Origin of the sequence: Ideonella paludis (assembly GCF_018069865.1) — a bacterium.
GTDB classification, from domain to species: domain Bacteria; phylum Pseudomonadota; class Gammaproteobacteria; order Burkholderiales; family Burkholderiaceae_C; genus Ideonella; species Ideonella paludis.
Genome location: NZ_JAGQDG010000004.1, coordinates 133,285 through 156,325, shown reverse-complemented (window position 1 = coordinate 156,325; position 23,041 = coordinate 133,285). Strand labels below are relative to the sequence as shown.

23 protein-coding genes are annotated in these 23,041 nt (G+C 64.4%); 5 read left to right on the top strand and 18 right to left on the bottom strand.

Annotated features, from left to right (window positions below; all coding sequences use genetic code 11):
- Nucleotides 1–10: 10 nt before the first annotated feature.
- On the top strand, nucleotides 11–724 hold the full coding sequence (locus KAK11_RS11115; protein ID WP_210809199.1) for an RNA polymerase sigma factor FliA: 714 nt from the start codon (nucleotides 11–13) through the stop codon (nucleotides 722–724).
- On the opposite strand, the gene KAK11_RS11110 is transcribed toward KAK11_RS11115, so the two are convergent.
- Nucleotides 705–1,883: an MFS transporter gene (locus KAK11_RS11110; protein ID WP_210809198.1), complete on the bottom strand. Its 1,179-nt coding sequence runs from the start codon at nucleotides 1,881–1,883 to the stop codon at nucleotides 705–707. The two genes, KAK11_RS11115 and KAK11_RS11110, sit on opposite strands and share 20 nt — an antisense overlap.
- Complete coding sequence (locus tag KAK11_RS11105; RefSeq protein WP_246498824.1) at nucleotides 1,880–2,323, bottom strand: rhodanese-like domain-containing protein; 444 nt, start codon at nucleotides 2,321–2,323, stop codon at nucleotides 1,880–1,882. The genes KAK11_RS11110 and KAK11_RS11105 overlap by 4 nt, the downstream gene beginning before the upstream one ends.
- Nucleotides 2,324–2,390: 67 nt before the next feature.
- On the opposite strand from KAK11_RS11105, the gene KAK11_RS11100 reads away from it, so the two are divergent.
- Nucleotides 2,391–3,071 (top strand): class I SAM-dependent methyltransferase, encoded by a 681-nt coding sequence (locus KAK11_RS11100; protein WP_210809197.1) that lies wholly within the window; start codon nucleotides 2,391–2,393, stop codon nucleotides 3,069–3,071.
- 40 nt (nucleotides 3,072–3,111) lie between these two features.
- On the opposite strand, the gene trxC is transcribed toward KAK11_RS11100, so the two are convergent.
- Genes trxC through KAK11_RS11080 form a run of 4 tightly spaced genes read right to left on the bottom strand, consistent with a single transcriptional unit; the run spans nucleotide 3,112 to nucleotide 8,142 of the window.
- Nucleotides 3,112–3,531 (bottom strand): thioredoxin TrxC, encoded by a 420-nt coding sequence (gene trxC, locus KAK11_RS11095; RefSeq protein ID WP_445666944.1) that lies wholly within the window; start codon nucleotides 3,529–3,531, stop codon nucleotides 3,112–3,114.
- Between the two features lie 23 nt (nucleotides 3,532–3,554).
- Nucleotides 3,555–3,764, bottom strand: coding sequence for a YgaP family membrane protein (locus tag KAK11_RS11090; RefSeq protein ID WP_210809195.1), 210 nt, complete (start codon nucleotides 3,762–3,764; stop codon nucleotides 3,555–3,557).
- Between the two features lie 21 nt (nucleotides 3,765–3,785).
- Nucleotides 3,786–7,058 carry an efflux RND transporter permease subunit gene (locus tag KAK11_RS11085; RefSeq protein ID WP_210809194.1) on the bottom strand — a complete coding sequence of 1,091 codons (3,273 nt, stop codon included), beginning with the start codon at nucleotides 7,056–7,058 and terminating at the stop codon, nucleotides 3,786–3,788.
- Nucleotides 7,059–7,074: 16 nt separating this feature from the next.
- Nucleotides 7,075–8,142: an efflux RND transporter periplasmic adaptor subunit gene (locus tag KAK11_RS11080; RefSeq protein WP_210809193.1), complete on the bottom strand. Its 1,068-nt coding sequence runs from the start codon at nucleotides 8,140–8,142 to the stop codon at nucleotides 7,075–7,077.
- A gap of 138 nt (nucleotides 8,143–8,280) precedes the next feature.
- Between KAK11_RS11080 and KAK11_RS11075 the strand changes: the two genes are divergently transcribed.
- A complete protein-coding gene (locus KAK11_RS11075; RefSeq protein WP_210809192.1) occupies nucleotides 8,281–8,622 on the top strand; it encodes an ArsR/SmtB family transcription factor in 342 nt (113 codons plus the stop codon).
- A gap of 22 nt (nucleotides 8,623–8,644) precedes the next feature.
- Here the strand turns inward: KAK11_RS11075 and KAK11_RS11070 are convergent, their stop codons facing one another.
- Nucleotides 8,645–9,751, bottom strand: a complete 1,107-nt coding sequence (locus KAK11_RS11070) for a YeeE/YedE family protein (protein WP_210809191.1) — start codon at nucleotides 9,749–9,751, stop codon at nucleotides 8,645–8,647.
- Between the two features lie 182 nt (nucleotides 9,752–9,933).
- Between KAK11_RS11070 and KAK11_RS11065 the strand changes: the two genes are divergently transcribed.
- Complete coding sequence (locus KAK11_RS11065; RefSeq protein WP_210809190.1) at nucleotides 9,934–10,323, top strand: ArsR/SmtB family transcription factor; 390 nt, start codon at nucleotides 9,934–9,936, stop codon at nucleotides 10,321–10,323.
- Between the two features lie 125 nt (nucleotides 10,324–10,448).
- Nucleotides 10,449–11,393 (top strand): CysB family HTH-type transcriptional regulator, encoded by a 945-nt coding sequence (locus KAK11_RS11060; protein ID WP_210809613.1) that lies wholly within the window; start codon nucleotides 10,449–10,451, stop codon nucleotides 11,391–11,393.
- A 107-nt stretch (nucleotides 11,394–11,500) separates the two neighbouring features.
- Here KAK11_RS11060 and KAK11_RS11055 read toward each other — a convergent pair whose 3' ends face one another.
- The 11 genes from KAK11_RS11055 to ileS all read right to left on the bottom strand — a co-directional run bounded on the left by KAK11_RS11055 (nucleotide 11,501) and on the right by ileS (nucleotide 22,897).
- Entirely contained in the window at nucleotides 11,501–12,508 is a 1,008-nt protein-coding gene (locus KAK11_RS11055) for a sulfate/molybdate ABC transporter ATP-binding protein (protein WP_210809189.1), read from the bottom strand.
- A gap of 7 nt (nucleotides 12,509–12,515) precedes the next feature.
- Complete coding sequence (gene cysW, locus KAK11_RS11050; RefSeq protein ID WP_210809188.1) at nucleotides 12,516–13,460, bottom strand: sulfate ABC transporter permease subunit CysW; 945 nt, start codon at nucleotides 13,458–13,460, stop codon at nucleotides 12,516–12,518.
- 1 nt (nucleotide 13,461) lies between these two features.
- Nucleotides 13,462–14,295, bottom strand: a complete 834-nt coding sequence (cysT, locus tag KAK11_RS11045) for a sulfate ABC transporter permease subunit CysT (RefSeq protein ID WP_210809187.1) — start codon at nucleotides 14,293–14,295, stop codon at nucleotides 13,462–13,464.
- A gap of 134 nt (nucleotides 14,296–14,429) precedes the next feature.
- Complete coding sequence (locus KAK11_RS11040; RefSeq protein ID WP_210809186.1) at nucleotides 14,430–15,449, bottom strand: sulfate ABC transporter substrate-binding protein; 1,020 nt, start codon at nucleotides 15,447–15,449, stop codon at nucleotides 14,430–14,432.
- Nucleotides 15,450–15,573: 124 nt separating this feature from the next.
- The gene (locus KAK11_RS11035) at nucleotides 15,574–16,248 is read right to left on the bottom strand and encodes an RBBP9/YdeN family alpha/beta hydrolase (RefSeq protein ID WP_210809185.1); all 675 of its coding nucleotides are present in this window, start codon (nucleotides 16,246–16,248) and stop codon (nucleotides 15,574–15,576) included.
- A gap of 27 nt (nucleotides 16,249–16,275) precedes the next feature.
- Nucleotides 16,276–16,494 (bottom strand): TOBE domain-containing protein, encoded by a 219-nt coding sequence (locus tag KAK11_RS11030; protein ID WP_210809184.1) that lies wholly within the window; start codon nucleotides 16,492–16,494, stop codon nucleotides 16,276–16,278.
- A 51-nt stretch (nucleotides 16,495–16,545) separates the two neighbouring features.
- On the bottom strand, nucleotides 16,546–16,848 hold the full coding sequence (locus KAK11_RS11025) for a hypothetical protein (protein ID WP_210809183.1): 303 nt from the start codon (nucleotides 16,846–16,848) through the stop codon (nucleotides 16,546–16,548).
- Nucleotides 16,849–16,998: 150 nt separating this feature from the next.
- The gene (locus KAK11_RS11020; protein WP_210809182.1) at nucleotides 16,999–17,832 is read right to left on the bottom strand and encodes a DUF2189 domain-containing protein; all 834 of its coding nucleotides are present in this window, start codon (nucleotides 17,830–17,832) and stop codon (nucleotides 16,999–17,001) included.
- Between the two features lie 82 nt (nucleotides 17,833–17,914).
- Complete coding sequence (locus KAK11_RS11015) at nucleotides 17,915–19,309, bottom strand: hypothetical protein (RefSeq protein ID WP_210809181.1); 1,395 nt, start codon at nucleotides 19,307–19,309, stop codon at nucleotides 17,915–17,917.
- A 157-nt stretch (nucleotides 19,310–19,466) separates the two neighbouring features.
- Nucleotides 19,467–19,994 (bottom strand): signal peptidase II, encoded by a 528-nt coding sequence (gene lspA, locus KAK11_RS11010; protein WP_210809180.1) that lies wholly within the window; start codon nucleotides 19,992–19,994, stop codon nucleotides 19,467–19,469.
- A gap of 8 nt (nucleotides 19,995–20,002) precedes the next feature.
- A complete protein-coding gene (gene ileS / locus KAK11_RS11005) occupies nucleotides 20,003–22,897 on the bottom strand; it encodes an isoleucine--tRNA ligase (RefSeq protein WP_210809179.1) in 2,895 nt (964 codons plus the stop codon).
- Nucleotides 22,898–23,041: the final 144 nt, after the last annotated feature.

Sequence of the window (23,041 nt, the reverse complement as noted above, 5' to 3'; positions counted from 1 at the left end):
GAGACCATTCATGTACACCGCCACAGGCCGCCTCGAGACCGACGCGATGCTCAAGCAGTACAGCCCGCTGGTGCGGCGATTGGCACATCAGATGATTGCCAAGCTGCCCGCCAATGTGGAGCTGGACGACTTGGTGCAGGTGGGGATGATTGGCTTGCACGACGCCATGGGCCGCTTCGACGCGGCGCAAGGTGTGCAGTTCGAGACCTTTGCCACCCAACGCATCCGTGGTGCCATGCTCGACGAGCTGCGCGGCAGCGATTGGATGAGCCGGGGCAACCGCCGCCAGCAGCGCGAGATCGAGGCCGCCGTGCACCGGCTCGAGCAGCGCTTGGGCCGCGCGCCCCAAGAAAGCGAGATTGCCGGCGAGATGGGCATCTCCCTGAGCGACTACCAAGACATGCTGACCAAGGTGCGTGGCACCCAGTTGGTGTATCTCGAGGACATGTCCGGCGACGAGGCGGGAGATGACTTCCTAGACCGCCACGTGGCCGTGGACGAAGCCAACCCGCTGGCCCAACTGCAAGACCACCGCATGCGCGAGGCCTTGGTCGGTGCCATCAAGAACCTGCCCGAGCGCGAGCAGTTCGTGATGAGCATGTACTACGAGCACGACATGAACCTCAAAGAGATTGCCGCCGTGCTCAAGGTCACCGAAAGCCGGGTCTGCCAGCTTCACAGCCAGGCCATTGCCCGGCTGCGCGTCAAGCTGCGGGAGTGGTAGCCCGCCTTCTTTGCCACGCCAACCAGCCCAAGGCCGCGCCCAACAAGGCCAGTGGTACCAAGCTGCCCAGGTTCATGGCCTGCCAGCCGCCGGTGGTGACCAAGGCGCCGGAGCCAAAAGCGGTCAGCGTCATCGTGGCATAGACACAAAAATCAACGGCCGCCTGCGCGGTCGTTTTTTCTTCGGGGCGATAAGCCTCGGTGGCCAAGGTGGTGCCGCCAATGAAGAGGAAGTTCCAGCCCACGCCTAGCGTGATCAAGGCGATCAGGAACTGCTCCAGCGCCACGCCGGACAAGGCCACCACCACGCACACGATGTTCAGCAGCAAGCCCAGCAGCATGATGGGCAGGGCACCAAAGCGCTTGATCAAATGCCCCGTGAAGAAGCTGGGCGCATACATCCCGATGACATGCCACTCCAGCACCAGCGCTGCGCTGGAAAACGGCAGGCCGCACTGCGCCATGGCAATCGGTGTGGCGGACATCAGCAAGCTCATCACCCCATAGCCCAAGGCACAAGCGGCCGTGGCCACGAAGAACAGCGGCTGGCGTGCAATCTCACGCAAGGGCCTGCCTTGCGGGCTGCCGTCGCTGGCCTGGGGCAGCGGCGGAAACTCAATGCGCGACATCAAGCCCAGGGCCAGCAGCGCCAAACCGATCAAGGCCAGGTAAGCGCCAGTGAAGGGCTGGACGGTCAGGTCTCGCGTGGCGCTGGCCAAGTTGGGCCCCACCACCGCGCCGATCAGGCCGCCCGCCAGCACCCACGAAATGGCCTTTTCTTTGGTACTGGGCGCCACCAATTCTGTGGCGGCAAAGCGGTAGAGCGAGGCATTGGCGTTGTAGTAGCCCGCCAGCAGCGTGGCCCCCACCAAGAGCCAAAAGCTTTGAACAACCGTGGCCCAGGCGCACAGGCCTGAGGCCAGCATTGCCACCAGCAAGCCCACCTGAAACGTGCGCTGACGCCCCCAGGCGCGTTGGTGCCGGGCTACCAGGGGTGCGGCCAGCGCACCACCAGCCACATAGCCCGCAATCGGCAAGGTGGCCATCCAGGGCAGCGGGGCCAAGCTCAACCCCACCAGGCCGTTGATGGCGACAAAGGTGACGTTGTTGGAGAGGAAAAGGCCCTGGCACAGGGCCAGCAGCAAGAGTTGAGCGTTCACTGCGGCTTCACCATGGGCCAGCCGCGCTTGGCCCATTCGCTCATGCCACCATGCACATAGCGCACATGCGTAAAGCCACCGGTTTGGCGCAGCGCCCCCAAGGTGGAGGCCGAGCGATTCTGGGTGTTGCAGATCAGGTAGACCGGCTTGCTGGAGTCGGTGGGGATCTCGCCCACCCGTTGACGCAATTGGCTCATGGGCAGGAGTGTGGCACCTTTGGCCACGCCAGTGGCATGCTCCATGGGCTCGCGGATGTCGATGAGCACCACTTTGCCGGCTTCATGGTCGGCGCGGGCTTGGTCTAGAGTCACCATATCGGCATGGGCCGTGGGTTGAGAACAGGCGGTCATGCTCAATACCCCCAGCAAAAATGCGCCGGCCAAGCGGCGTGTGAGGGAGGTGTGGCGCGTGTGGTCACGCAAGGAAGAAGCGGCGTTCATGGTCAAATATTAGCCTATGCGAATAAATAGTGCTTGCAACAATGATCGTCGTGCTGAAGGTGATGTGATGGTGGTCACCGACGAGCTTGCTTTTTTGGGCCAGCATCTGCCCCTGCCGGGCAGCCGCTTGATTGAGCTGGGCTGCGGCCCGGCACGCCTGATGCGCCAACTCTTGCAGCGAGAAGCGACTTGCGAGGCCGTGGCCTTGGAGGTCGATGCCGTGCAGATGGCCAAGAACCGCCAGCAGCCGCAAGAGCGCTTGCACTTTGTCAGTGCGGGGGCGCAGGCCATTCCGCTGCTGTCGGAGCAGTTCGATGGCGCACTGATGCTGAAGTCTTTGCACCATGTGCCCATGCCTGACATGGATGCCGCGCTGCGGGAAGTGGCGCGCGTGCTCAAGCCCGGCGGTTGGCTGTATGTGTCAGAGCCCGTCTACGGCGGCCCGCTCAACGAGATTGTTCGATTGTTCAATGATGAAGGTGAGGTCCGTGCCGCCGCCCAGCAAGCGCTGGACCGCGCCGTGGCGGGGGCCGGCTGGCGTGCCGAAGCCGAGTGGCGTTTTGACATGCCGGTGCATTGGCCCGATTTCGCGCAGTTTGAGCAACGCATGATGCGACCCAGCTTTGCCGACCATGCCTTGACACCGGCATTGATTGAGCGGGTGCGGGCGGCCTTTGAACCGCACATGGGGCCCGACGGTGTGCATCTGATGCGGCCCATGCATGTGCGGCTGCTGAGGCGGCAATGACGCTGTGCTGGGCTGCGGCGCAGCCCAGCTTCAGCGGCGCTCAGAGCTGGCTGCTGACCCAGCGTTGCAGGTCCGCGGCCGACATCGCACCGCTCACACGCGCCACTTCTTGGCCCCCTTTGAACAGCGCCAAGGTGGGGATGCTGCGGATGTTGAAGGCCGCGCTGAGCTGTGGTGCGGCCTCGGTGTCCACCTTGGCAAAGCGCACTTGCGGCATGGCCGCAGCGGCTTGGGCAAAGTGCGGCGCCATCATCTTGCAAGGGCCGCACCAGTCAGCCCAAAAGTCGACCAACACGGGCAGGTCGGTGTGGGCGATGAAGCGCTGAAACGTCGCTTGGTCCAGCGCTACAGGTTTCGCCTCCATCAGGCCGTGGCCGCATTTGCCACAAACGGGCTGGTCGCTGAGGCGTGCTTCAGGCACGCGGTTGGTGGCGCCGCAGGCCGGGCAGGACAAGTTCATGGCAGTCTCCAATCAAGGGAAGTTCAGCAGCCGGAGCGCACACCCAGCTTGCGCAGAAGGGTTTCCATCAAGCACCAACGGGTCAATGCGCTCTGCAGTAGATTGGCACCCACGAAGGCCGTGAAGGCCAGCCACCAAGGGCTGTGAAAGAAGGGGCTGGCCTGGACGCCCAGCGCCAAGGAGAGCAGGATGAAGCTGCCAGCCACCAAGCGAACAATTTGCCAAGAAGTCATGTGAGTCTCCGGTTTGGGAATTCAAGAGGCGTCGGCGGCAGAACTTAAGCGCTGCAGCCGATGGCGGTAGGCCATGTAGTACAGGGTCGGGATGACCACCAAGGTGAGCACGGTCGAGACCGAGATGCCAAAGATCAGCGAGAGGGCCAGGCCGTTGAAGATGGGGTCATCCAAGATGAAGAAGGCCCCGAGCATGGCGGCCAGTCCCGTCAGCACAATCGGCTGAGCCCGGGTGATGGCCGACTGCACGATGGCCGTCTCAAAGGCCATGCCTTCGCGCACCTGCAGGTTGATGAAGTCCACCAGCAAGATGGAGTTGCGCACGATGATGCCGGCCAGCGCGATCATGCCGATCATGCTGGTGGCCGTGAACTGCGCGCCCAGCAGGGCGTGGCCGGGCATCACGCCGATGATGGTCAGCGGAATCGGCGCCATGATGACCAAGGGCGTGAGGTAGGAGCCGAACTGCGCCACCACGAGCAGATAGATCAGCACCAGGCCCACCGCATAGGCGGCGCCCATGTCGCGGAAGGTCTCGTAGGTGACTTGCGATTCGCCATCCCACTTGATGGCGTAGTCGCGCCAGGCTTCCGGCGGCGGGGTGATGAAGTACTCCTGTAGGGTGCCGCCACCCGGCGGCTTGATGGCCAAGATCTCTTCGCGCATGGCAGCCACCCCGTAGAGCGGGCTGTCCATGGCGCCGGCCATATCGGCCACCACCATGTTCACCGGCAGCAAGTCCTTGTGATAGACGGGCTGTTCGCGCTGGCTGTCGCTCACCGTCACCAACTCGCGGAGGGGCACCAGTGCCCCATCTTGGGCGCGCACCTGGAGGTTGAGTAAGGCCGCGAGGTCGCCGTGGCGCTCGGCCGGCAACTGCACGATGGCAGGCACCGGGTACTTGCTCGCGTCATGCAAATAAATGGCGGCGCTGCCCGAGAGCCCCATGCGCAGCGTGGCCACGATGGCTTGCTGGGACACGCCGCGCTGCGCGGCCTTTTGGCGGTCCACCAGCAGCAGGCTGCGGGGGGCGGCGGCAATGCTGCTGTCGTCCACGTCCACCACATTCGGCGTCTTGGCAAACACCGCACGCACGGCCTGGGCCACTTGCTGGCGGCCTTGCGCATCAGGCCCATAGATCTCGGCCACGATGGGCGACAGCACCGGTGGGCCTGGTGGCACTTCCACCACCTTCACATTGGCGCCAAAGCGCGCGCCGATTTTTTGCAGCTCAGGCCGCAGGCGTGTGGCGATGGCGTGGCTTTGCGCGCTGCGGTGGTGTTTGTCCACCAGATTGACTTGCAGGTCGCCCACATCGCCGCCGGCGCGCAGGCCGTATTGGCGCACCAAGCCGTTGAAGTTGATGGGTGCGGCCGTGCCTGCATAGGCCTGGTAGTGGGCCACTTCAGGCACGGTGGCCAGGTGCGCGCCCAGCTCGCGCAGCACGGCGCTGGTTTGCTCCAGTGGTGTGCCCGCAGGCATATCGACAATGACTTGGAATTCTGACTTGTTGTCAAAGGGCAGCATCTTCAGCACCACCAGGCCACTCACCGGCAACAGCACCGACAGTGCAATCAGCCCCGCGATGCCTAAGCCCAACAAGCCGCGGTTGCGCCGGCCGGTTTGGGCGTGCAGCAGCGGGCCGAACACGCGCTCAAACAGCGGCGTGATGCGGGCCGCCATGCCGCTGGGCTCGCTGCTGTGGGCGTGTGCGCCATCCTTTGTGGTCATCGGCTTCATCCACAGCCGGGCCAGCCAAGGCGTGACTGCAAAGGCGATGGCCAGTGAGAGCACCATGCCCATGCTGGCGTTGATGGGGATGGGGCTCATGTACGGGCCCATCAGGCCTGAGACAAAGGCCATGGGCAGCAGCGCAGCAATCACGGTGAGCGTGGCCAAGATGGTGGGGCCGCCCACTTCATCGACCGCGCCAGGGATGAGTTGGGCCAGCGTCTTGCCGGGGTAGAGCGCTTGATGGCGGTGGATGTTCTCCACCACCACAATGGCGTCGTCCACCAAGATGCCAATCGAGAAAATCAGTGCAAACAGCGAGACCCGATTCAGGGTGAAGCCCCAGGCCCAGGACGCGAAGAGGGTGACCGTCAAGGTCAAGATCACGGCCGTGCCCACGATGGCGGCCTCGCGGCGACCCAGCGCAAAGAACACCAGAGCCACCACCGAGGCGGTGGCGAACAGCAGCTTTTGGATCAGCTTCTGCGCTTTGTCGTTGGCGGTAGCGCCATAGTTGCGGGTTTCGGCCACCTGCACGTCCGCTGGGATCACCGTGTTGCGCAGCGCGGCCACGCGGGCCATCACCGCATTGGCCACGTCAATCGCGTTTTCGCCAGGCTTTTTGGTGATGGCCAAGGTGATGGCGGGGTACTCGCCGCCGGGCGTGTGGCCCTCGGCTTTGACACCGTGCCAGACATAGCGCTGCGCGGGTGGTGGGCCGTCGCGCACCTGGGCCACATCACGCACATAGACAGGCTTGCCGCCGCGGGTGCTGACAATCAGGTTGGCCACCTCCTGCGCATCTTGCAGGTAGGGGCCGGCCTCCAACTGCACGGCGCGGTTGGCTTGCAGCAGCTCACCCACCGGCAGGCCCAGGTGGGCGGCTTGCAGGGCTTGCTGCAACTCGGGCGCGGTGAGCTGGGCCGCAGCCAGGCGCTGCGGGTCGATCTCGATCATGACCGCGCGGCCGGGGCCGCCGATGCTGCGCACCTCGCGGGTGCCGGCCACGCGCTTGAGGTCGGCCTCTAGGCTGTGGGCCACGCGCTCCAAGTCAAAGGCGCTGCTGTCTTCGCGGGTGCTGAAGAGCGTGAGTGAAACAATGGGCACGTCATCAATGCCCTGCGGCTTGATGATGGGCTCTTGCACGCCCAGGCCTTGGGGCAGCCAGTCACTGTTGCTGCGCAAAGTGTCATGCAGGCGCACCAAGGCTTCGGTGCGCTCCACGCCCACCTTGAACTGCACGGTGACCACGGCCAAGCCCGGGCGTGACACCGACATCACATGCTCGACGCCGGCCATTTGCGAGAGCACTTGCTCGGCCGGTGTGGCCACCATCTGCTCCACCTCGGCCACCGCAGCGCCGGGGAAGGGCAGCAACACATTGGCCATGGTGACGTTGATCTGGGGCTCTTCTTCGCGCGGTGTCACACCCACCGCAAACAAGCCCAGCAGCAGGGCTACCAAAGCCAGCAGCGGCGTGATTTGCGCCGATTGAAAGAAGGCCGCCATGCGACCCGAGGCGCCAAGCCGGCTTGGCGAGGTGGAGGTGTGTGGTGCGCTCATGGTGTCAGGCCTTTGCTCAGCGGCTGCGCGCGGCGGCTTGCGGGTCCAGGGCGACGCGGTCGCCCACACTCAGGCCGGACAGCACCTCGACCTGGCCGCCGCTGACTGGGCCTAAGCGCACCTGGCGCAGCAAGGGTCGCTGCTGGGCATCCAACACATAGACGCCCGTCATCTCGGCGCGCTTGACCACTGCACTCAGCGGCACGCTGATGCTGCGGCTGCGGTTGGACGCATCTGCGCCCGGCGAAGCCGCCTGAGCGGGGCTGGCCGCCGCCACCCACACACGGGCAAACATGCCGGGTGCCAGGCTGCTGGGGCCTGCGGGCAACTCAGCCCGCAATTGCACCGTGTTGCTGCGTGCGTCCACGGCGGGCAGCCACTGCAGTGTGCGGGCGCTCGGTGCGGGCTCGCTGCTGCCGGGCACCTCCAAGCGCACGCTGCTGGCGGCTGCCAAGCTCTTGGGGATGGCGGCGGTGATGCGCAGGCTGCTCGGGTCATACACGGTCACCAGCGGGCGGCCCGGCGTGGCCATGTCGCCCAGGTTGACGGGCAGCTCAGAGATCATGCCAGCAAAGGGTGCCCGCAGCACATAGAAGCCGCCCTGAGCCCGCGCGGCCTGAGTTTGGGCCATCTGCGCTTGCATCTGGGCCTGGCTGGCCTTGAACTGGGCCTCGGCGCGCTCAAAGGCGGCTGCGCTGATGAACTGCTGCTGCAGCAGTTGGCGCTGCCGCGCCAGATCTTGCTGCGCCAGATCCAAGGCCGCTTTGGCGGCCAGGCCTTGGGCTTCTTGGGCCAAGGTGGCTTGGTCGGCGGCACGGGCGTCCAGGCGCAGCAGCACTTGGCCGGCGGCTACGCGGTCGCCCACCTTCACGTCCAGTTGCACCACCGCGCCGGCCACTTGCGCGGCGAGGGTGGTTTGGCGCACGGCCTCGACCACGCCGTCAAAGGCCTGGGGGGCGTGGCTGCCTTGGGCCTGCACCGTGTGGGTGGCCAACGGGGCGGGCCCAGCCCAGCCCAGGGGGCTCAGCAGGCTCAAGGCCAGGCCCAGCAGCGCGCGGCGGGGCAGGGAAGAGGCGTGAGGCATGACGGGGTCCTTGCTCGTTGTTTGATTGATTATTTGTGCACGTAGTTAAATAGTCAAGTAGAATGAACCCATCGCGATGTGATTCAGCGCAAAAACGGAGGCATCATGGCCACCCCATTAGCCCGTGCATGTTTGAACATGGAAGCTCTCCCCAGCGAGGCGCTGGCCCAGGTGGCGCAGTACTTTCAGGTGCTCTCAGAGCCCACGCGTCTGCACATCCTCAACCTGCTGCGCAGCCAAGAGCGCAGCGTGGGCGAGCTGGCCCAGTTGTGTGGCTTTAGTTCGGCCAATGTCTCGCGGCACTTGTCCTTGCTGACCCAGCACGGCTTTGTGGTGCGCGAGAGCCGAGGCAACAGCGCCTTCTACCGCATTGCCGATGAGTCGGTCTATGCACTGTGCGACCTGGTTTGCGGCAATATCGCGCGCCAGTTCGAGCGCACAGCGCAAGAGCGAGCGGCCTTTGTGGCCACTCGGCGCTAACAGCGTGAACGGCGCAAGGGCTTCACAGCCCGCGCATCTGCCACTTCAAGGCCGCCCAGACGCCCAGCACAATGCCGGCCACAGCCAGCACGGCACCGCCTGACAGCAGCGACAAGCCGCTGATGCCTTGGCCGATGGAGCAGCCCATGGCGGTGACGCCGCCAAAGCCCATCATCACACCGCCCAGCAAGTGGCCGCGCAGGTCAGCGGTGTCTTTAAACCCTTCCACGCGGAACTCACCGCGCAGCTTGGCAGAAAGGGCTGAGCCCAGCACCACGCCCAAGGCCAGCAGCACGCCAAAGCTGGCGGTGGTGTTGCGGTCGGACCAGAAGGTCAGCAGGTCGATGCTGTGGGCGACCGGGGCTGTGAAGCTCAGCGCCTCGGGCCGCTTGGTGGCGGTGCCCAGCCACGCAGGCTCCAGGGTGTCGGGGTGCTCGGGCAGATAGCCCACCAGCCCTGTCAGCACCCACGCGGCGGGCACCAGCAGGCCCACGGCCACGCCGCCCATCCAATGCCCAGCATCCATCTGCGCGCGGTTGCGCCACAGCAGCACGGCGGCCACCACGACCACCAGCGCCAAGACCACGCCGCGCCATTGGGCTGCACTCAGGCCGCCCAGCACGCTCAGCAAGTAGCCCAGATCTTGGGGGCCGGCCAGTTGCACCGCTGTGCTGTCCAGAAAGCGGGTGCGGCCTTCGGCAAAGAGGCCGCGCAAGGTCATCTGGGCCGAGACGGCGATCACCAGCAAGGTAACCAAGGCCTTGAGGCTGCCACTGCCCAAACGCACCAGATTGCGCTGGGGGCAGCCCGAGGCGATGACCATGCCGGCGCCAAACACCGTGCCGCCCACCAAGTAGGACAGCCAGAACAAACGGTCGCCCCAGGGGACTGAGCGGCTGACGTCCAGCACCCCGCCCAGCACCAGGCCCATGCTCAGGCTGGCCGCGACGGCCACCGCCAGCACCCACATCATCAAGCGGGGCGTGCCACGGTAGGCAAACCAATCCGAGAGGCCGCCCATGGTGCAAAAGCGCGAAGCTTGCGCGGCGGCGCCCAGCAGCACGCCCAGCGCTAAGCCGCCCCACAAAACGGCAGCGGTGGCGGAGGCGGGGCTCAGGGGCAAGGACATGGCTCGGGCTCAGGACGATGGCGGGAAGGCCGAATTGTCTCGCACCGCAGTGGGCTCTCTGCCCGTTGGGCCGCCTAAAGCGGGCTCACACCAGGGCTATCCAGGGTATTTCCGGAGCCGGGCGAGGACAAGCTTAAGGTCCTTGCAAGCTGAGGCTTCCACACTTGCGAATAAAATAAGGCATGGATGAATCATCGCCCGTGCTGCCCCCAGAGGGCCTCGCCGACGCCGCCACTGGCGATCGCGTGTTCGAGTCTGCCGCCGAGCTCTTCAGCGTGCTGGCCACGCCCATCCGCCTCAAAATCATCTCGGCCGTGTGCCAGCAAGAGAAGAACGTCTCGCAGCTGCTGGCCGAGATCGACACCACTCAGCCCAATATGTCCCAGCACCTCTCCACGCTGTACCGCAGCGGCGTGCTGGCCAAGCGGCGAGAAGGCACCCAGATCTACTACCGCTTGCAAAGCGAACGCGTGGCCATGCTCTGCCGCGCCGTGTGCACGCAGGTGGCGATCGAGTTGGACAGTCAGGCCGAAGTGGATGTGTCTGACCGCTTGATCCCTAAGCTGCGTTGAGGCACTGCTTGCTTATGCGCTGAGCGCATGGGCATAGGCGGGATTCGTCGTTGGCCGCATTGGCCACGATCTTGATAATGAGTAACCGCTCCACCCAGGAGTCGCCGCTCATCAGCATCACGCCCATGAACTTCCAGCAATTGCGCTCTCTGCGCGAAGCCGTGCGTCGCAACTTCAACCTCACTGAGGTGGCGACGGTTTTGCACACCTCACAGCCAGGTGTCAGCCGCCAGATTCGCGAGCTGGAAGACGAGTTGGGCCTGGAGATCTTCATTCGGGTGGGCAAGCGCCTGACCGGGCTGACCCCAGCCGGGCAACGCGTGATGCCGTGGGTCGAGCGCTTGCTGCTGGACGCAGACAACCTCAAGCGGGCCAGCGAAGATTTTTTGGAGGGCGAGAGTGGCACCCTCAGCATTGCGGCGACGCACTCGCAAGCCCGCTATGCGCTGCCGACGGCCGTGCATGACTTCCGGGCCCGCTTTCCCAAGGTCCAGTTGCAACTGCATCAGGGTTCGCCAGCACAGATTGCTCAGTGGCTTCTCGATGGCACCGCTGACATCGGCATCGCCTCCCATGCTTTGGCCGAAGAGCCCGAGCTGGTCGCACTGCCTTGCTATCGCTGGAGTCACTCACTCGTTGTGCCGCCCGGACACGCACTGCTGGATGGGGTGGTGACCTTAGAGCGTCTGGCCGAGCACCCGGTCATTACCTATGACACCGGCTTTACCGGGCGCGGCAGCATCGACGATGCCTTCAAGCGCGCCGGCCTCAACCCGCGTGTGGTGATGACGGCGATGGATGCCGACGTGATCAAAACCTATGTAGAACTGGGCATGGGTGTAGGCATCATTGCGGCCATTGCCTTTGACGAGGAGCGCGATAGCCATTTGCGTGCCATCGATGCACGCAATCTGTTTGCCATCAACACCACCAGCGTGGGCGTTCGCCGTGGCAGCCTGCTGCGTTCATTCGCGTATGAGTTTGTGACGCTGTTCGCGCCACATCTGCAGCGCGAGATCGTGGCGCAGGCGCAGGCCGCACCTGTGGGGGTGCCTGAGGCGCCTTTGTGAAGGGCACGCTGGAGGGCAACTGCCCTTCGGGTTGAATGGACGAACGTGCCTGAACACGAGGAGACGGGCTGAATCGCTTGAGATAGGCCCCACCCAGGGGCCGTTAGTCAAGCAGCCGCAAACCGCGTCACACGCCTCGGCCGCAAATGCACCGCGCTGCCGCTCTCCAGCTTGAGCTGGGCGCGCAGCGCTTGCCAGGCTTCGCGGCTCAGCTCCACATCTACATAGCTGCCGTCTTCGCGCTTGAACTCCAAGCGGGTGTTGGGGCCGACGGTCAGCGCTTGGGCCAGGGTCACGGCCCAGGTGTCGTCTGACGGTGTGGTGACGATGTCCAACTCATGCGGGCGGACATAGCTCACTTCTTGGCTGGGCGTGCCCCGGCCGTGGAAGAGGTTCACGTCGCCCAGGAACTTCAGCACAAAGGGGGTGGCCGGGTGGTCGTAGACCTCGTCGGGGCTGCCCTCTTGCTCGATGCGGCCTTGGTTCATCACCACGATGCGGTCGGCGACTTCCATCGCCTCTTCTTGGTCGTGGGTCACAAAGACGCTGGTGACATGCATTTCGTCATGCAGACGGCGCAGCCAGCGGCGCAGCTCTTTGCGCACCTTGGCATCCAAGGCGCCGAAGGGCTCATCGAGCAGCAGCACTTTGGGCTCCACCGCAAGCGCACGGGCCAAGGCCACGCGCTGGCGCTGGCCGCCCGAGAGCTGGTGTGGATAGCGCGAGGCGATGGCGTCGAGCTGGACCAGCTTCAGCAAGTCCATCACCTTGGTGCGGATGGCGGCCTCTGAGGGGCGGCTGGAGCGGGGCCGCACGCGCAGGCCAAAGGCAATGTTTTCGAAAATGGTCATGTGGCCGAACAAGGCATAGTGCTGGAACACAAAGCCCACATTGCGGTCACGCACATCGTCGAAGGTGGCGTCTTCACCGTGGAAGTGCACGCTGCCGGAGTCTGGTTGCTCCAGGCCCGCGATGATGCGCAGCAGCGTGGTCTTGCCCGAGCCTGAGGGGCCGAGCAAGGCGACCAGTTCGCCCGAGGGGATGGTCAGGTTGAGGTTGTCGCAAACGGCCAGGGTGCCGAAGCGCTTGTTGAGGCTTTTGACTTCGATGCTCATGAGGGGCTCACACGGTTTCGGCTTGGGCCGAGCGCTTTTCGTGCTTCACACGTTGCTCGACGATGTACTTCAGCACCAGGGTCACCAGCGCCAGGGCGGCCAGCAGCGAGGCCACCGCAAAGGCGGCTGCAAACTGGTACTCGTTGTAGAGAATTTCGATGTGCAGGGGCATGGTGTTGGTGGAGCCCCGGATGTGACCAGAGACCACAGAAACGGCGCCGAACTCGCCCATGGCGCGCGCATTGCACAAGATCACGCCGTAGAGCAGGGCCCACTTCACATTGGGCAGGGTCACCCGGCTGAAGATCTGCCAGCCACTGGCGCCCAGCACGCGGGCCGCTTCTTCTTGCTCGTTGCCTTGGGCCTGCATCAGCGGGATCAGCTCGCGCGCCACAAAGGGGAAGGTCACGAACACGGTGGCCAGCACGATGCCCGGCACGGCAAAGGCGATCTTCAGGTCGTTGTCGCGCAGCCATTCACCAAACCAGCCTTGCAGGCCAAACACCAGCATGTAGATCAGACCCGCAATGACCGGGCTGACGCTGAAAGGCAGGTCGATCAGCGTGAGCAGCACGCTCTTGCCACGGAATTCGAACTTGGCGATGGCCCAGGCCGCCGACACCCCGAACACCAGGTTCAAGGGCACCGAGATGACGGCTGCAATCAGCGTGAGCTTGATGGCCGAGAGCGCGTCGGGCTCGGTGATGGCCGCCAGGTAGACATCCCAGCCCTTTTTGAAGGCTTCGTGGAAGACCGCGATCAGCGGCACAAAGAGAAAGAAGGACAGGAAGGCCAGAGCCAAGCCGATCAGCGTCCAGCGCACCCAGGCGGGCTCTTGGTTGGCGGCCAGGGCCGAGCGGGCCCGCGTGCGTGGACGAGGCTGGGGGTTGTCCGGCGCTGTCTTGTCGAGGCCGGTGGGCGTGGTGTCTTGCGCGAGTGTTGCGGTATTCATATCAACGGCCTTGGCGTTTGCGGGTCCACGCCTGCAAGAGATTGATGGCCAGCAGCAGCACGAAGGCCGTGACCAGCATCACCACAGCAATCGCGGTGGCACCGGCATAGTCGTATTGCTCCAGCTTGGTGATGATGAGCAGCGGGGTGATCTCGCTGACCATGGGCATGTTGCCGGCAATGAAGATGACCGAGCCGTACTCACCCAAGGCGCGCGCGAAGGCCAGGGCAAAGCCCGTCAACAGCGCCGGCATGACGGTGGGCAGAATCACGTTCCAAAAGGTTTGCAGGCGGGTGGCGCCCAGGGTGGCAGCGGCCTCTTCCAGCTCCTTTTGCAGGTCTTCTAGCACGGGCTGCACGGTGCGCACCACAAAGGGCAGGCCAATGAAGGTCAGCGCCACAAACACGCCCAGCGGCGTGAAGGCCACCTTGAAAGGTAGCAGCTCGCCGATCCAGCCGTTCTGCGCATACAGGGCCGTCAGCGCAATGCCGGCCACGGCGGTGGGCAAGGCAAAGGGCAGATCCACCAGCGCGTCGACGATGAGGCGGCCCGGAAACTCATAGCGCACCAGCACCCAAGCCACGAGCAGACCAAACACGCCGTTCAGCAGAGCGGCGGCCAGCGAAGCACCAAAGGTCAGTTGGTAAGACGCGACCACCCGGGGCGATGCCACGGCTTCGACAAATTGGCTCCACGTGAGGGTGAAGGTCTTGAAGAACACCGCTGAGAGCGGGATCAGCACCACGATGCTGAGATAGAGCACCGCAAAGCCCAAGGCCAGGTCGAAACCGGGCAGGACGCTGTGGCGCTTGAGGAGGGTTTTGGACAGCAGCACGGAAGGAATCACTTCAAATGAAGGCGCGATGCTAGGCAGTACGCGTCAAACGCGGAACGAAGCAAAACGCGCTTGCTTATGCAAAAAGCAAACAAGCCCGCGATGGGCGGGCTTGTCAGGCGCGAACTGCTGAATTACTTCTTGGTGTAGATCGCGTCGAACACACCGCCGTCGGCAAAGTGTGTTTTCTGCGCCTTGGCCCAGCCGCCAAACACTTCGTCAATGGTGAAGAGCTTGATCTTGGGGAAGAACTTTTCGTACTGCGCCGCGACCTTGGGGTCGGTGGGGCGGTAGTAGTTTTCGGCCGCGATCTTCTGGCCTTCTGGGCTGTAGAGGTGGTTCAGGTAGGCGGTGGCCACCTCACGCGTGCCGCGCTTGTCCACCACTTTGTCCACCACGGTCACCGGCGGCTCGGCCAGCATGCTGATCGAAGGCACCACGATCTCGAACTTATCCGGACCCAGCTCTTTGACGGCCAAGAAGGCTTCGTTTTCCCAGGAGATGAACACGTCGCCAATGCCGCGTTCGACAAAGGTGATGGTGGAGCCACGGGCGCCAGAGTCGAGCACCGGCACGTTCTTGAACAGCGCGGTGACGAAGTCTTTGGCCTTGGCCTCATTGCCACCGGGCTGCTTCAGGGCATAGCCCCAGGCGGCCAGGTAGTTCCAGCGGGCGCCGCCCGAGGTCTTGGGGTTGGGGGTGATGACCTGCACACCTGGCTTGACCAGGTCGGCCCAGTCTTTGATGCCCTTGGGGTTGCCCTTGCGCACCAAGAAGACCAGGGTCGAGGTGTAGGGGCTGCTGTTGTGCGGCAGGCGCTTTTGCCAGTTGGCCGGGATGAGCTTGGCCTTGGCTTCCAGCTCATCAATGTCATAGGCCAGCGCCAAGGTGACGACATCGGCCTCCAGGCCGTCAATCACCGAGCGGGCTTGCTTGCCCGAGCCACCATGCGATTGCTTGACGCTGACGTTGGCACCGGTCTTGGCCTTCCAGTGAGCGGCAAAGGACTTGTTGAAATCTTGGTAGAGCTCACGCGTGGGGTCATAGGAGACATTGAGCAGCGTGATGTCCTTGGCTTGGGCGTGGGCCAAGGGCGCGGCCAGAGACAGCGCCAGCGTGCTGAGGGCGGCCAGGGAGAGGCGACGAGACAACATGAATGAATCCTTTGAAAAACCGGGCCGAGCGAGGTGTCGGCATGGAGGTCATGCTAAAAACTAGCCACCGAACAGGGAACGAATCAAATCGTTGCTGCTTATGCGGTTTGCGTGTTTGGGTGGTTCAGGTGGCAAAGCGCAGCGTGCTGGCGCGCGGTGGGTGCAGGCGCTGATGCTCGGCTTCCAAGGTTTGAATCATTTGATTGATCCATTGGCGGGCCAGTGGCCAAGGGCCGTAGCCAGACTCTGGGTTGATGTGGCCGGCTTCACCGGCATCCATCAGTTGGCTGCCCCAGCGCTGTCCGTAGTAGCGGGCGTCCGAGACGCTCATCCAAGGGTCGCTGCGGCTGTAGATCAAGGTGCTGCGGCAGGGCAGGTTGCGGTCCAGCACGCCTTCCGGGATGTTGAAGCGGTCAGGGTTGGCGGGTGCCACCAGCAAGGCCGCTTGCAGGCCACGGCCGCGCTGTTGCAGATAGCGCGCCAGGGCCAGGCAGCCAAAACTGTGGCCCACGGCGATCCAGGCTTCAGCGGGCCGCTCCGGGTAGAGCAGCCTGACCCGGGCCGACGGCTCCGCCACCGTCGAGACGGGCGCTGGTGCCACCGGCGGGGATTGCGCCTCGGCCAAGGTGCGGTCAATCGCCAGCGCCCAGTCGTCCAGGTGTGGTGCGCTCCAGTTGGGCACACGCACACGCACCGCGCCAGGGTGCTGGCGCTCCAGCCAGGTTTGCCAATGATCCGGCCCGCTGCCATGCAGGCCGGGCATGATCAGCAAACGGGTGCGGAGTTCAGACCACGCCATGAAGGCCTCCTTGTTGCGGGTTGAGCGTCAGAGGGTGGCGATGGAGACTTCGGTGGACTTGACCAGGGCTACCACGTCACGGCCCACCTTGAGCCCGAGCTCATGCACCGAGCGTGTGGTGATGACCGAGGTGACGATGAGGCCCGACGGGGTCTCGACATCGACTTCTGAGACGACAGGGCCTTCAATGATTTCGCGGACCTTGCCGCGGAACTGGTTGCGTGCGTTGACGGCGATGATGCTCATGGGAACTCCTGATTTGGAAACGAGAGGAAGAGGGGGGCGAAGTGGCCGGGCTCAGGCCGACATCCGGAAGGGCACCTGCGTGTCCACCTGCTGGCGTGGGCTGGCTTCGGGCACCTGCACCTGCAGGGGAACGCGCTGGCCAAACGGGTCGGTCAGCCAAGTGCAGCCGTTGGACAGCAGGTCTTCGGTCAGGCGCTGTGGGTCGACCGTGAAGCCTGCAATGCGCAATTGGTGTGCGGCGTTCATCAACAAACGGATGTCCCGCTGTGCGACGGCTTGGCGCAAGGCTTGCCCCGTGAAGGGCAGGCTCAGGGGCCGGGTGGGGCGGGCTGCAGTGGGTGTGGCGGTGTCCATGGCTCACATGGTGCGAGCGACGGACTTTTCAGGGAACGAATGAAAACGGCCATCGTCATGCGATGGCCGTATATAGGCTTGAGTGGCGGCTGTCGCGCCTACAGTGCCTTGCAAAGTGCCTGGACTTCTCCAGCGCACCTTCGGGCCTATTCACTCCTCGTTGACAGCCACCGCCTCGCGATAGGCATGCCAGGTGGCATGGCCGGTCACAGGGCCGACGATCAGCAAGCCCGCAAACCAGGGCAGCAAGGCTAAGACGACCAGTATCGTCAGCAGCATTCCCCACCACAGCATCACGCCGGGCTGGGTGAGGACGAGGCGGAAGCTGGTCAGGCCGGCGGTGATGGCGTCGGTCTGGCGGTCCAGGATCATGGGGATGGAAATCACGGTGACCGCAAAGATCAGGCCCGCAAAAAAGGCCCCCACCAAGACATAGGCGATGATGAAGTCGATGTTCTCGGGGTTCAGCAGCGCCAGCAAAGAGCCTTTGAAGTCGGGCATGCCGTCAAAGCTGACCGCGAAGACGATCAAGGAGGCGCGCCCCCAGATCATCTCCAGCACCAGCAAAACAAAACCAAAGATCGCCAGGGTGCCGGTGCGGGTGTCCCAGGCCAGCAAGCTTTGCCCAAAGTCGGGCTTGAGGCCTTGCTCTAACTGTTTGCTGGCGTGGTAGAGGCCCAGGCAGAGAAAGGGCCCCATGAGCAAAAAGCCAGCTGATAGAGCCAAGGTGTAGGCCGGTGCATGCTCAAACACTTTGAGCAAGGCCCAGCCCATGGCCATGAAGCAGGCGCCGTAAAACAGGCCGATGCCGGGCGCACGGATGAAATCCTTCCAGCCAAGCTTGATCCATCGCAAGGGAGCGCCCCAGCTCAAGGGGCGCAACTGCAGGGCTTGCCGCGCGACGGTGGCGTCGGTTTCGGGCTTTGTCTGCGGCGAAGGGAGCGCAGAGAGGTCGTCTGGAGAGGAAGGGGTATCAGCCTGCATGGAACTTGAGCTTACGCAAGCGCAGGCTCGTCGTCCAGCGGGCACACCCGACCTGGGGCAAACCCGCCCCAGGGTGGAGGGCTTACAGGCTGAGGGCTTCCGTCCAGTGGGCTTGCCACAGCCGGCAGGTATGGCGCAGGCTGAAGATCAGGGTCTGGTTGACGTCGGGCTGGCCGATGTTCAGCGCCAAAGCGGCGTTGCGGACTTCCAGCGGGGGCAGGGTGTCTGAGGCTTCGGCCAGCTTGATCCAGGCGCTCAGGTCGCCTTGCCGATTGAGGGACTCCTTGACCCGCAGCGGCAGGTGCAGCAAGCGAGCCACCTCATCGCTGCTGAGTTGCAGCACGGCGGGCAAGGTGGAGACGGCTGCCGCCATGAAGGCCAGCTCGCGCAGCTCTTGGTCGGCCTGGTCAGCCATCAGATGAGCAAGAAACAGCGCTCGGTAGGTGGCAGGGAAGCCCAGCGTGCGGCCGAGGTGGCGGCCGATGACCAGCGGCAGCATCAGCGCAGCAGCCCGTGCCAAGTGGGTGCGGCGCGACAGGCTGAGCGCTTCGTGCAGCGATGCCACCGGTTGCTGGCCGCTCAGGCTCGCCAAGAAGCTGGCAATGCGCATCAGCTGCTCGCCCAGGCCTGGGTGGCGGCGCAAGGCCTCGTGCAACACCGTGGCCGAGGAGCCGTGCATCAAGAGGCTGAAGAACTCAATGGCGCCCAAGGAGCGATGGTCGGCCAAGGCCGTGCTGGTCTCGTTGGGGGACTGGGTGGCCCACTCGTGGCCCACGACACCAAAGGCGCCCAACTCGAAGGAGGCATCCACCTCTTCGGGAGAAGTGCAGCGCTCGTGCACAAAGGGGGTCAGGCGAAGGGCTTGGTAGGCTGCACCCAAGGGGTCCATGTGTCGCCGCTCATCGTTGCGGTCAAAGAGCACGCAGCTGACGCGCTGCAAGAGCTGGGTCGGCACTTTGCGGCTGGGGCGGCCGTTGATGATGAGGTCGGGGCCGCGCGATTTGTTGGGCGGCAGGTCAGAACACCACACGTCGTCGGAGGCCAGGAAGACCGGGACTTCCAGCAGCAAATTGGGCGGGCTGTCCAGGGTCAAGAGGCGTTGGAGCCAGCGGTCGTTGTTGACGCGAACCCAGACCGGGCATTTGATGTCCGCCAGGTGCGTGCACAGGCTCTTCCAGACCAGCATGGCGTCGGCGTCCGTCGCATGCTCGCGGCGCTGCACGTTCAAGCGAATGGAGAGCGGCTCCAGGCTGCGCGCATAGACCGGGCTGGCGCTCATGGTGCAGCAGTCCAGGCCCTCGGTGTCGACGCCAAGATCAGCCAGAGACGAGTCGGCCAGGCTGAAGGCCAAGGGGTCAAAAGGCGTGAAGCCCGAGCTGCTCGGTGGGCGAGAGCGGGTGTCGTCCAACAAGCCCCAGGCTGACGCGGCGGCGCGGTCAGCAGAGGAGCGTTGAGAGTCAAGCAGGCGGTTTTTCATGGGTACTCCGTGTGAACGAAACCCTGTCCTGTATGCATCGGAGATGCGTTCACAGGCATGGGCAGTGCTCAGAGTCACCACGTTAGCGCGCACCTACTGCGGCCAAAACCCGGTACAGCAGGCAAAAAACCCGGCAATCGTGCGCGGCAGCGCCGGCTTAACTCCGGCGTACGCGCAACAGCTCGTCCAGGATCAAGCCGATAGCCCCACCCGTAATGGCCATGTCGGCCACGTTGAAGCTGGGGAAGTAACCGCCATGGAAGACGGGCGCGAGGAAGTCCCAGTGGAACTGCAAGAAGTCGACCACATAGCCGTGCCAAATGCGGTCGATGACGTTGCCAATGGCGCCGCCCAAGATGAGCGTGACGGCCAGACAGAACAGCTTTTGCGTGGGGTGGCTGCGCAGCATCCACACGATCACGCAAGAGGCCACGGCGCCCAAGCCCACAAAAAACCAGCGCTGCCAGCCCGAGGCGTTGGCCAAGAAACTGAAGGCAGCGCCCGTGTTGTGCACCCTCACCACATTGAAGTAGGAGGTGACGGTGACGCTGTCTCCCAACTGGAAGTTGCCGACGATCAGCACCTTGGTGAACTGGTCCAATAAGATGATGATGGCCGCCAAGCCCAGCCACAGACCCAGGCTGGGGCCGGACGAGCGGCTGGAGAGCGAGAGCTTGCGGGCCATGGGGGTCCTCAGGCGATATGGCGGGTTTCACCCGCGCCATGCAGGTTGCTGACGCAGCGGCCACACAGGCCGGGGTGCTCAGCGTGGCTGCCCACATCATCCACATAGTGCCAGCAGCGCTCGCACTTGGGTGCGGTGCTGGGGCTGACCTGTACGGCCAGCTCGGCACCGTCTTCCACGCTGACGGCCGAGGTGATGGTGACGAACTTCAGATCTGCGCCCAAGCTGCGCAGCAGGGCCGCGTCTTCGGTGTTTGCGGTGATGCGCAGCGTGGCTTGCAGCGAGGCGCCCACTTGCCCCGCCGCACGCAGGGCTTCGATCTCCTTGTTGGCCACATCGCGGATGGCGCGGATGCGGGCCCAGCGGGCCAGCAGCGCTTCATCGGGGGCGTCAAAGCGGCTGAAGGTCTCAAAGAAGATGGAGCCTTGGCTGGCGCTGCCCGCAAAAATGGGCCACGCCTCTTCAGCGGTAAAGCTGAGGAAGGGCGCCATCCAGCGCAGCATGGCGTGGGTGATCTGGTGCAGGGCGGTCTGCGCACTGCGGCGCGCCAAGCTCTTGGGGGCGGTGGTGTAGAGACGGTCCTTGAGCACATCCAGGTAGAACGCGCCCAGGTCTTCGGAGCAGAAGACCTGCAGCTTGCTGACCACCGGGTGGAACTCATAGCGCTCGAAGTGGGCCAGGATGTCGGCCTGCAGCTCGGCCGTGCGGGCCAGGGCCCAGCGGTCGATCTCCAACAGCTGATCGGCAGGCACGGCATCCGTGGCGGCATCGAAGTCGCTCACATTGGCCAATAAGAAGCGCAGGGTGTTGCGGATGCGGCGGTAGGCATCGACCACGCGGGCCAGGATCTTGTCGTCGATGTTCAGGTCACCCGAGTAATCGGTGGCGGCCACCCACAGGCGCACGATCTCGGCGCCGAGCTTGGTGGTCACGCTTTGCGGCTCCACCGTGTTGCCCAGGCTCTTGCTCATCTTGCGGCCCTGGCCGTCGGTGGCAAAACCGTGGGTCAGCAGGCCTCTGTAGGGCGCGCGGTCATAGAGCGCGCAGCCCAGCAGCAGCGAGCTGTGGAACCAGCCACGGTGCTGGTCGTGGCCTTCCAAATACAGGTCAGCCTCAGGGCCGCTCTCGTGATAAGGCTTGACCGCATAGGCCTGGGCGTGGCTGCCGCGCAGCACATGCTGGAAGGTCGAGCCCGAGTCGAACCACACCTCCAAGATGTCGGTGCTCTTGGTGTAGTGCGGGGCGTCCGCCGCGCCGAGGATCTCTTCGGCCGTGACACGGCTCCAGGCCTCGATGCCGCCTTTCTCCACGATGTCGGCCGCCTGGTCCAAGATGGCCATGGTGTTGGGATGCAGCTCGCCCGAGTCCTTGTGCAGGAAGAAGGGCACGGGCACGCCCCAGGAGCGCTGGCGCGAGATGCACCAGTCGGGCCGGTTGGCGATCATGTCGCGCAGGCGGGCCCGGCCGTTCTCGGGGTAGAAGGCGGTGTGGTCGATGGCGTCTAGCGCCAATTGGCGCAGTGTCTTGGGCGCCTTGTCTTGGGTGAACACACCCTCGCCCTCGTCCATGCGGATGAACCACTGCGCGGCGGCACGGTAGATCACCGGCGTCTTGTGGCGCCAGCAGTGCGGGTAGCTGTGGGTGATGGTGACCGTGGCCATCAAGCGGCCCGCGTTCTTCAAGGCCTCCAGGATGACGGGCACGGCCTTCCAGATGTGCAGGCCGCCGAACAGCGGGAAGTCGGCCGCATAGGTGCCGTTGCCTTGCACCGGGTTCAGGATCTGGTCGTAGCTGATGCCGTTGGCGACGCAGGAGTTGAAGTCGTCCACGCCGTAAGCCGGCGAGGAGTGGACGATGCCGGTGCCGTCGCTGTCGCTCACATACTCGGCGATGAAGACGGGCGAGAGGCGGCGGTAGCCGGCATCCACGTCATACAGCGGGTGGCGGAAGTTCAGCCCACCCAGCTTGGCACCCACGGTGGTGGCGATGACTTGGCCTGTCAGGCCAAAGCGCTCCAGGCACTTCTCCACCAAGCTCTCGGCCAGCACCAAGCAGCCCTTGTCGGTCTGCACCAGGGCGTAGCGCAGCTCGGGGTGGGCATTCAGGGCTTGGTTGGCGGGGATGGTCCAGGCGGTGGTCGTCCAGATCACCGCGAAGGCGCTATGGCCTGCAGGCAAAGCGGACAGGCCGAAAGCAGCGGCGAGCTGGGTGGCGTCGTCGGTTTCGAAGGCGACGTCCAGGGTTTCGCTCTTCTTGTCTTGGTACTCGATCTCGAACTCGGCCAAGGACGAGCCGCAGTCAAAGCACCAGTACACCGGCTTCAGGCCACGGTAGACAAAGCCGCGCTCGATCACGCGCTTGAACGCACGGATCTGGCCGGCCTCGTTGGCCGGGTCCATGGTGCGGTAGGGGCGCTCCCAATCGCCCAGCACGCCCAGGCGCTTGAAGTCCTCGCGCTGTTGGCTGATTTGCTCGGTGGCATAGGCGCGGCTCTTGGCCTGCATGTCATCCCGAGAGAGGTTGCGGCCGTGCAGTTTTTCGATGGCGTTCTCGATGGGCAGGCCGTGGCAGTCCCAGCCGGGGATGTACTGGGCATCAAAGCCGGCCAACTGGCGGCTCTTGACGATCATGTCCTTGAGCACCTTGTTCAAGGCATGGCCGATGTGCAGCTTGCCATTGGCATAGGGCGGGCCGTCGTGCAGCACAAAGAGCGGCGCGCCGGCACGGGCATCGCGCAGGCGCTTGTAGAGGCCGGCTTCGCCTTCATGGGCGTTCCACTGCTGCACCCAGCCTGGCTCACGCTTGGGCAGGTCGCCGCGCATGGGGAAGGCGGTGTCGGGCAGGTTCAGGGTGCTGGCGGGTTTGTCAGCCGCAGCGGCAGGGGTCTTTTTGGCGTCGGTCATGGCGCGGGGTCTCGATCAAGGTGGGCGCACGTGGTGCGCAGTGGCGGGCTGAGCCACAGAGGGCTGACCAGGGGGTCAGCGAGAGGCCAGGGCGGGGCCCCTGGCGGCACGTCAAGTGCCGCGCCGAATTCGATCGCGGGTGGT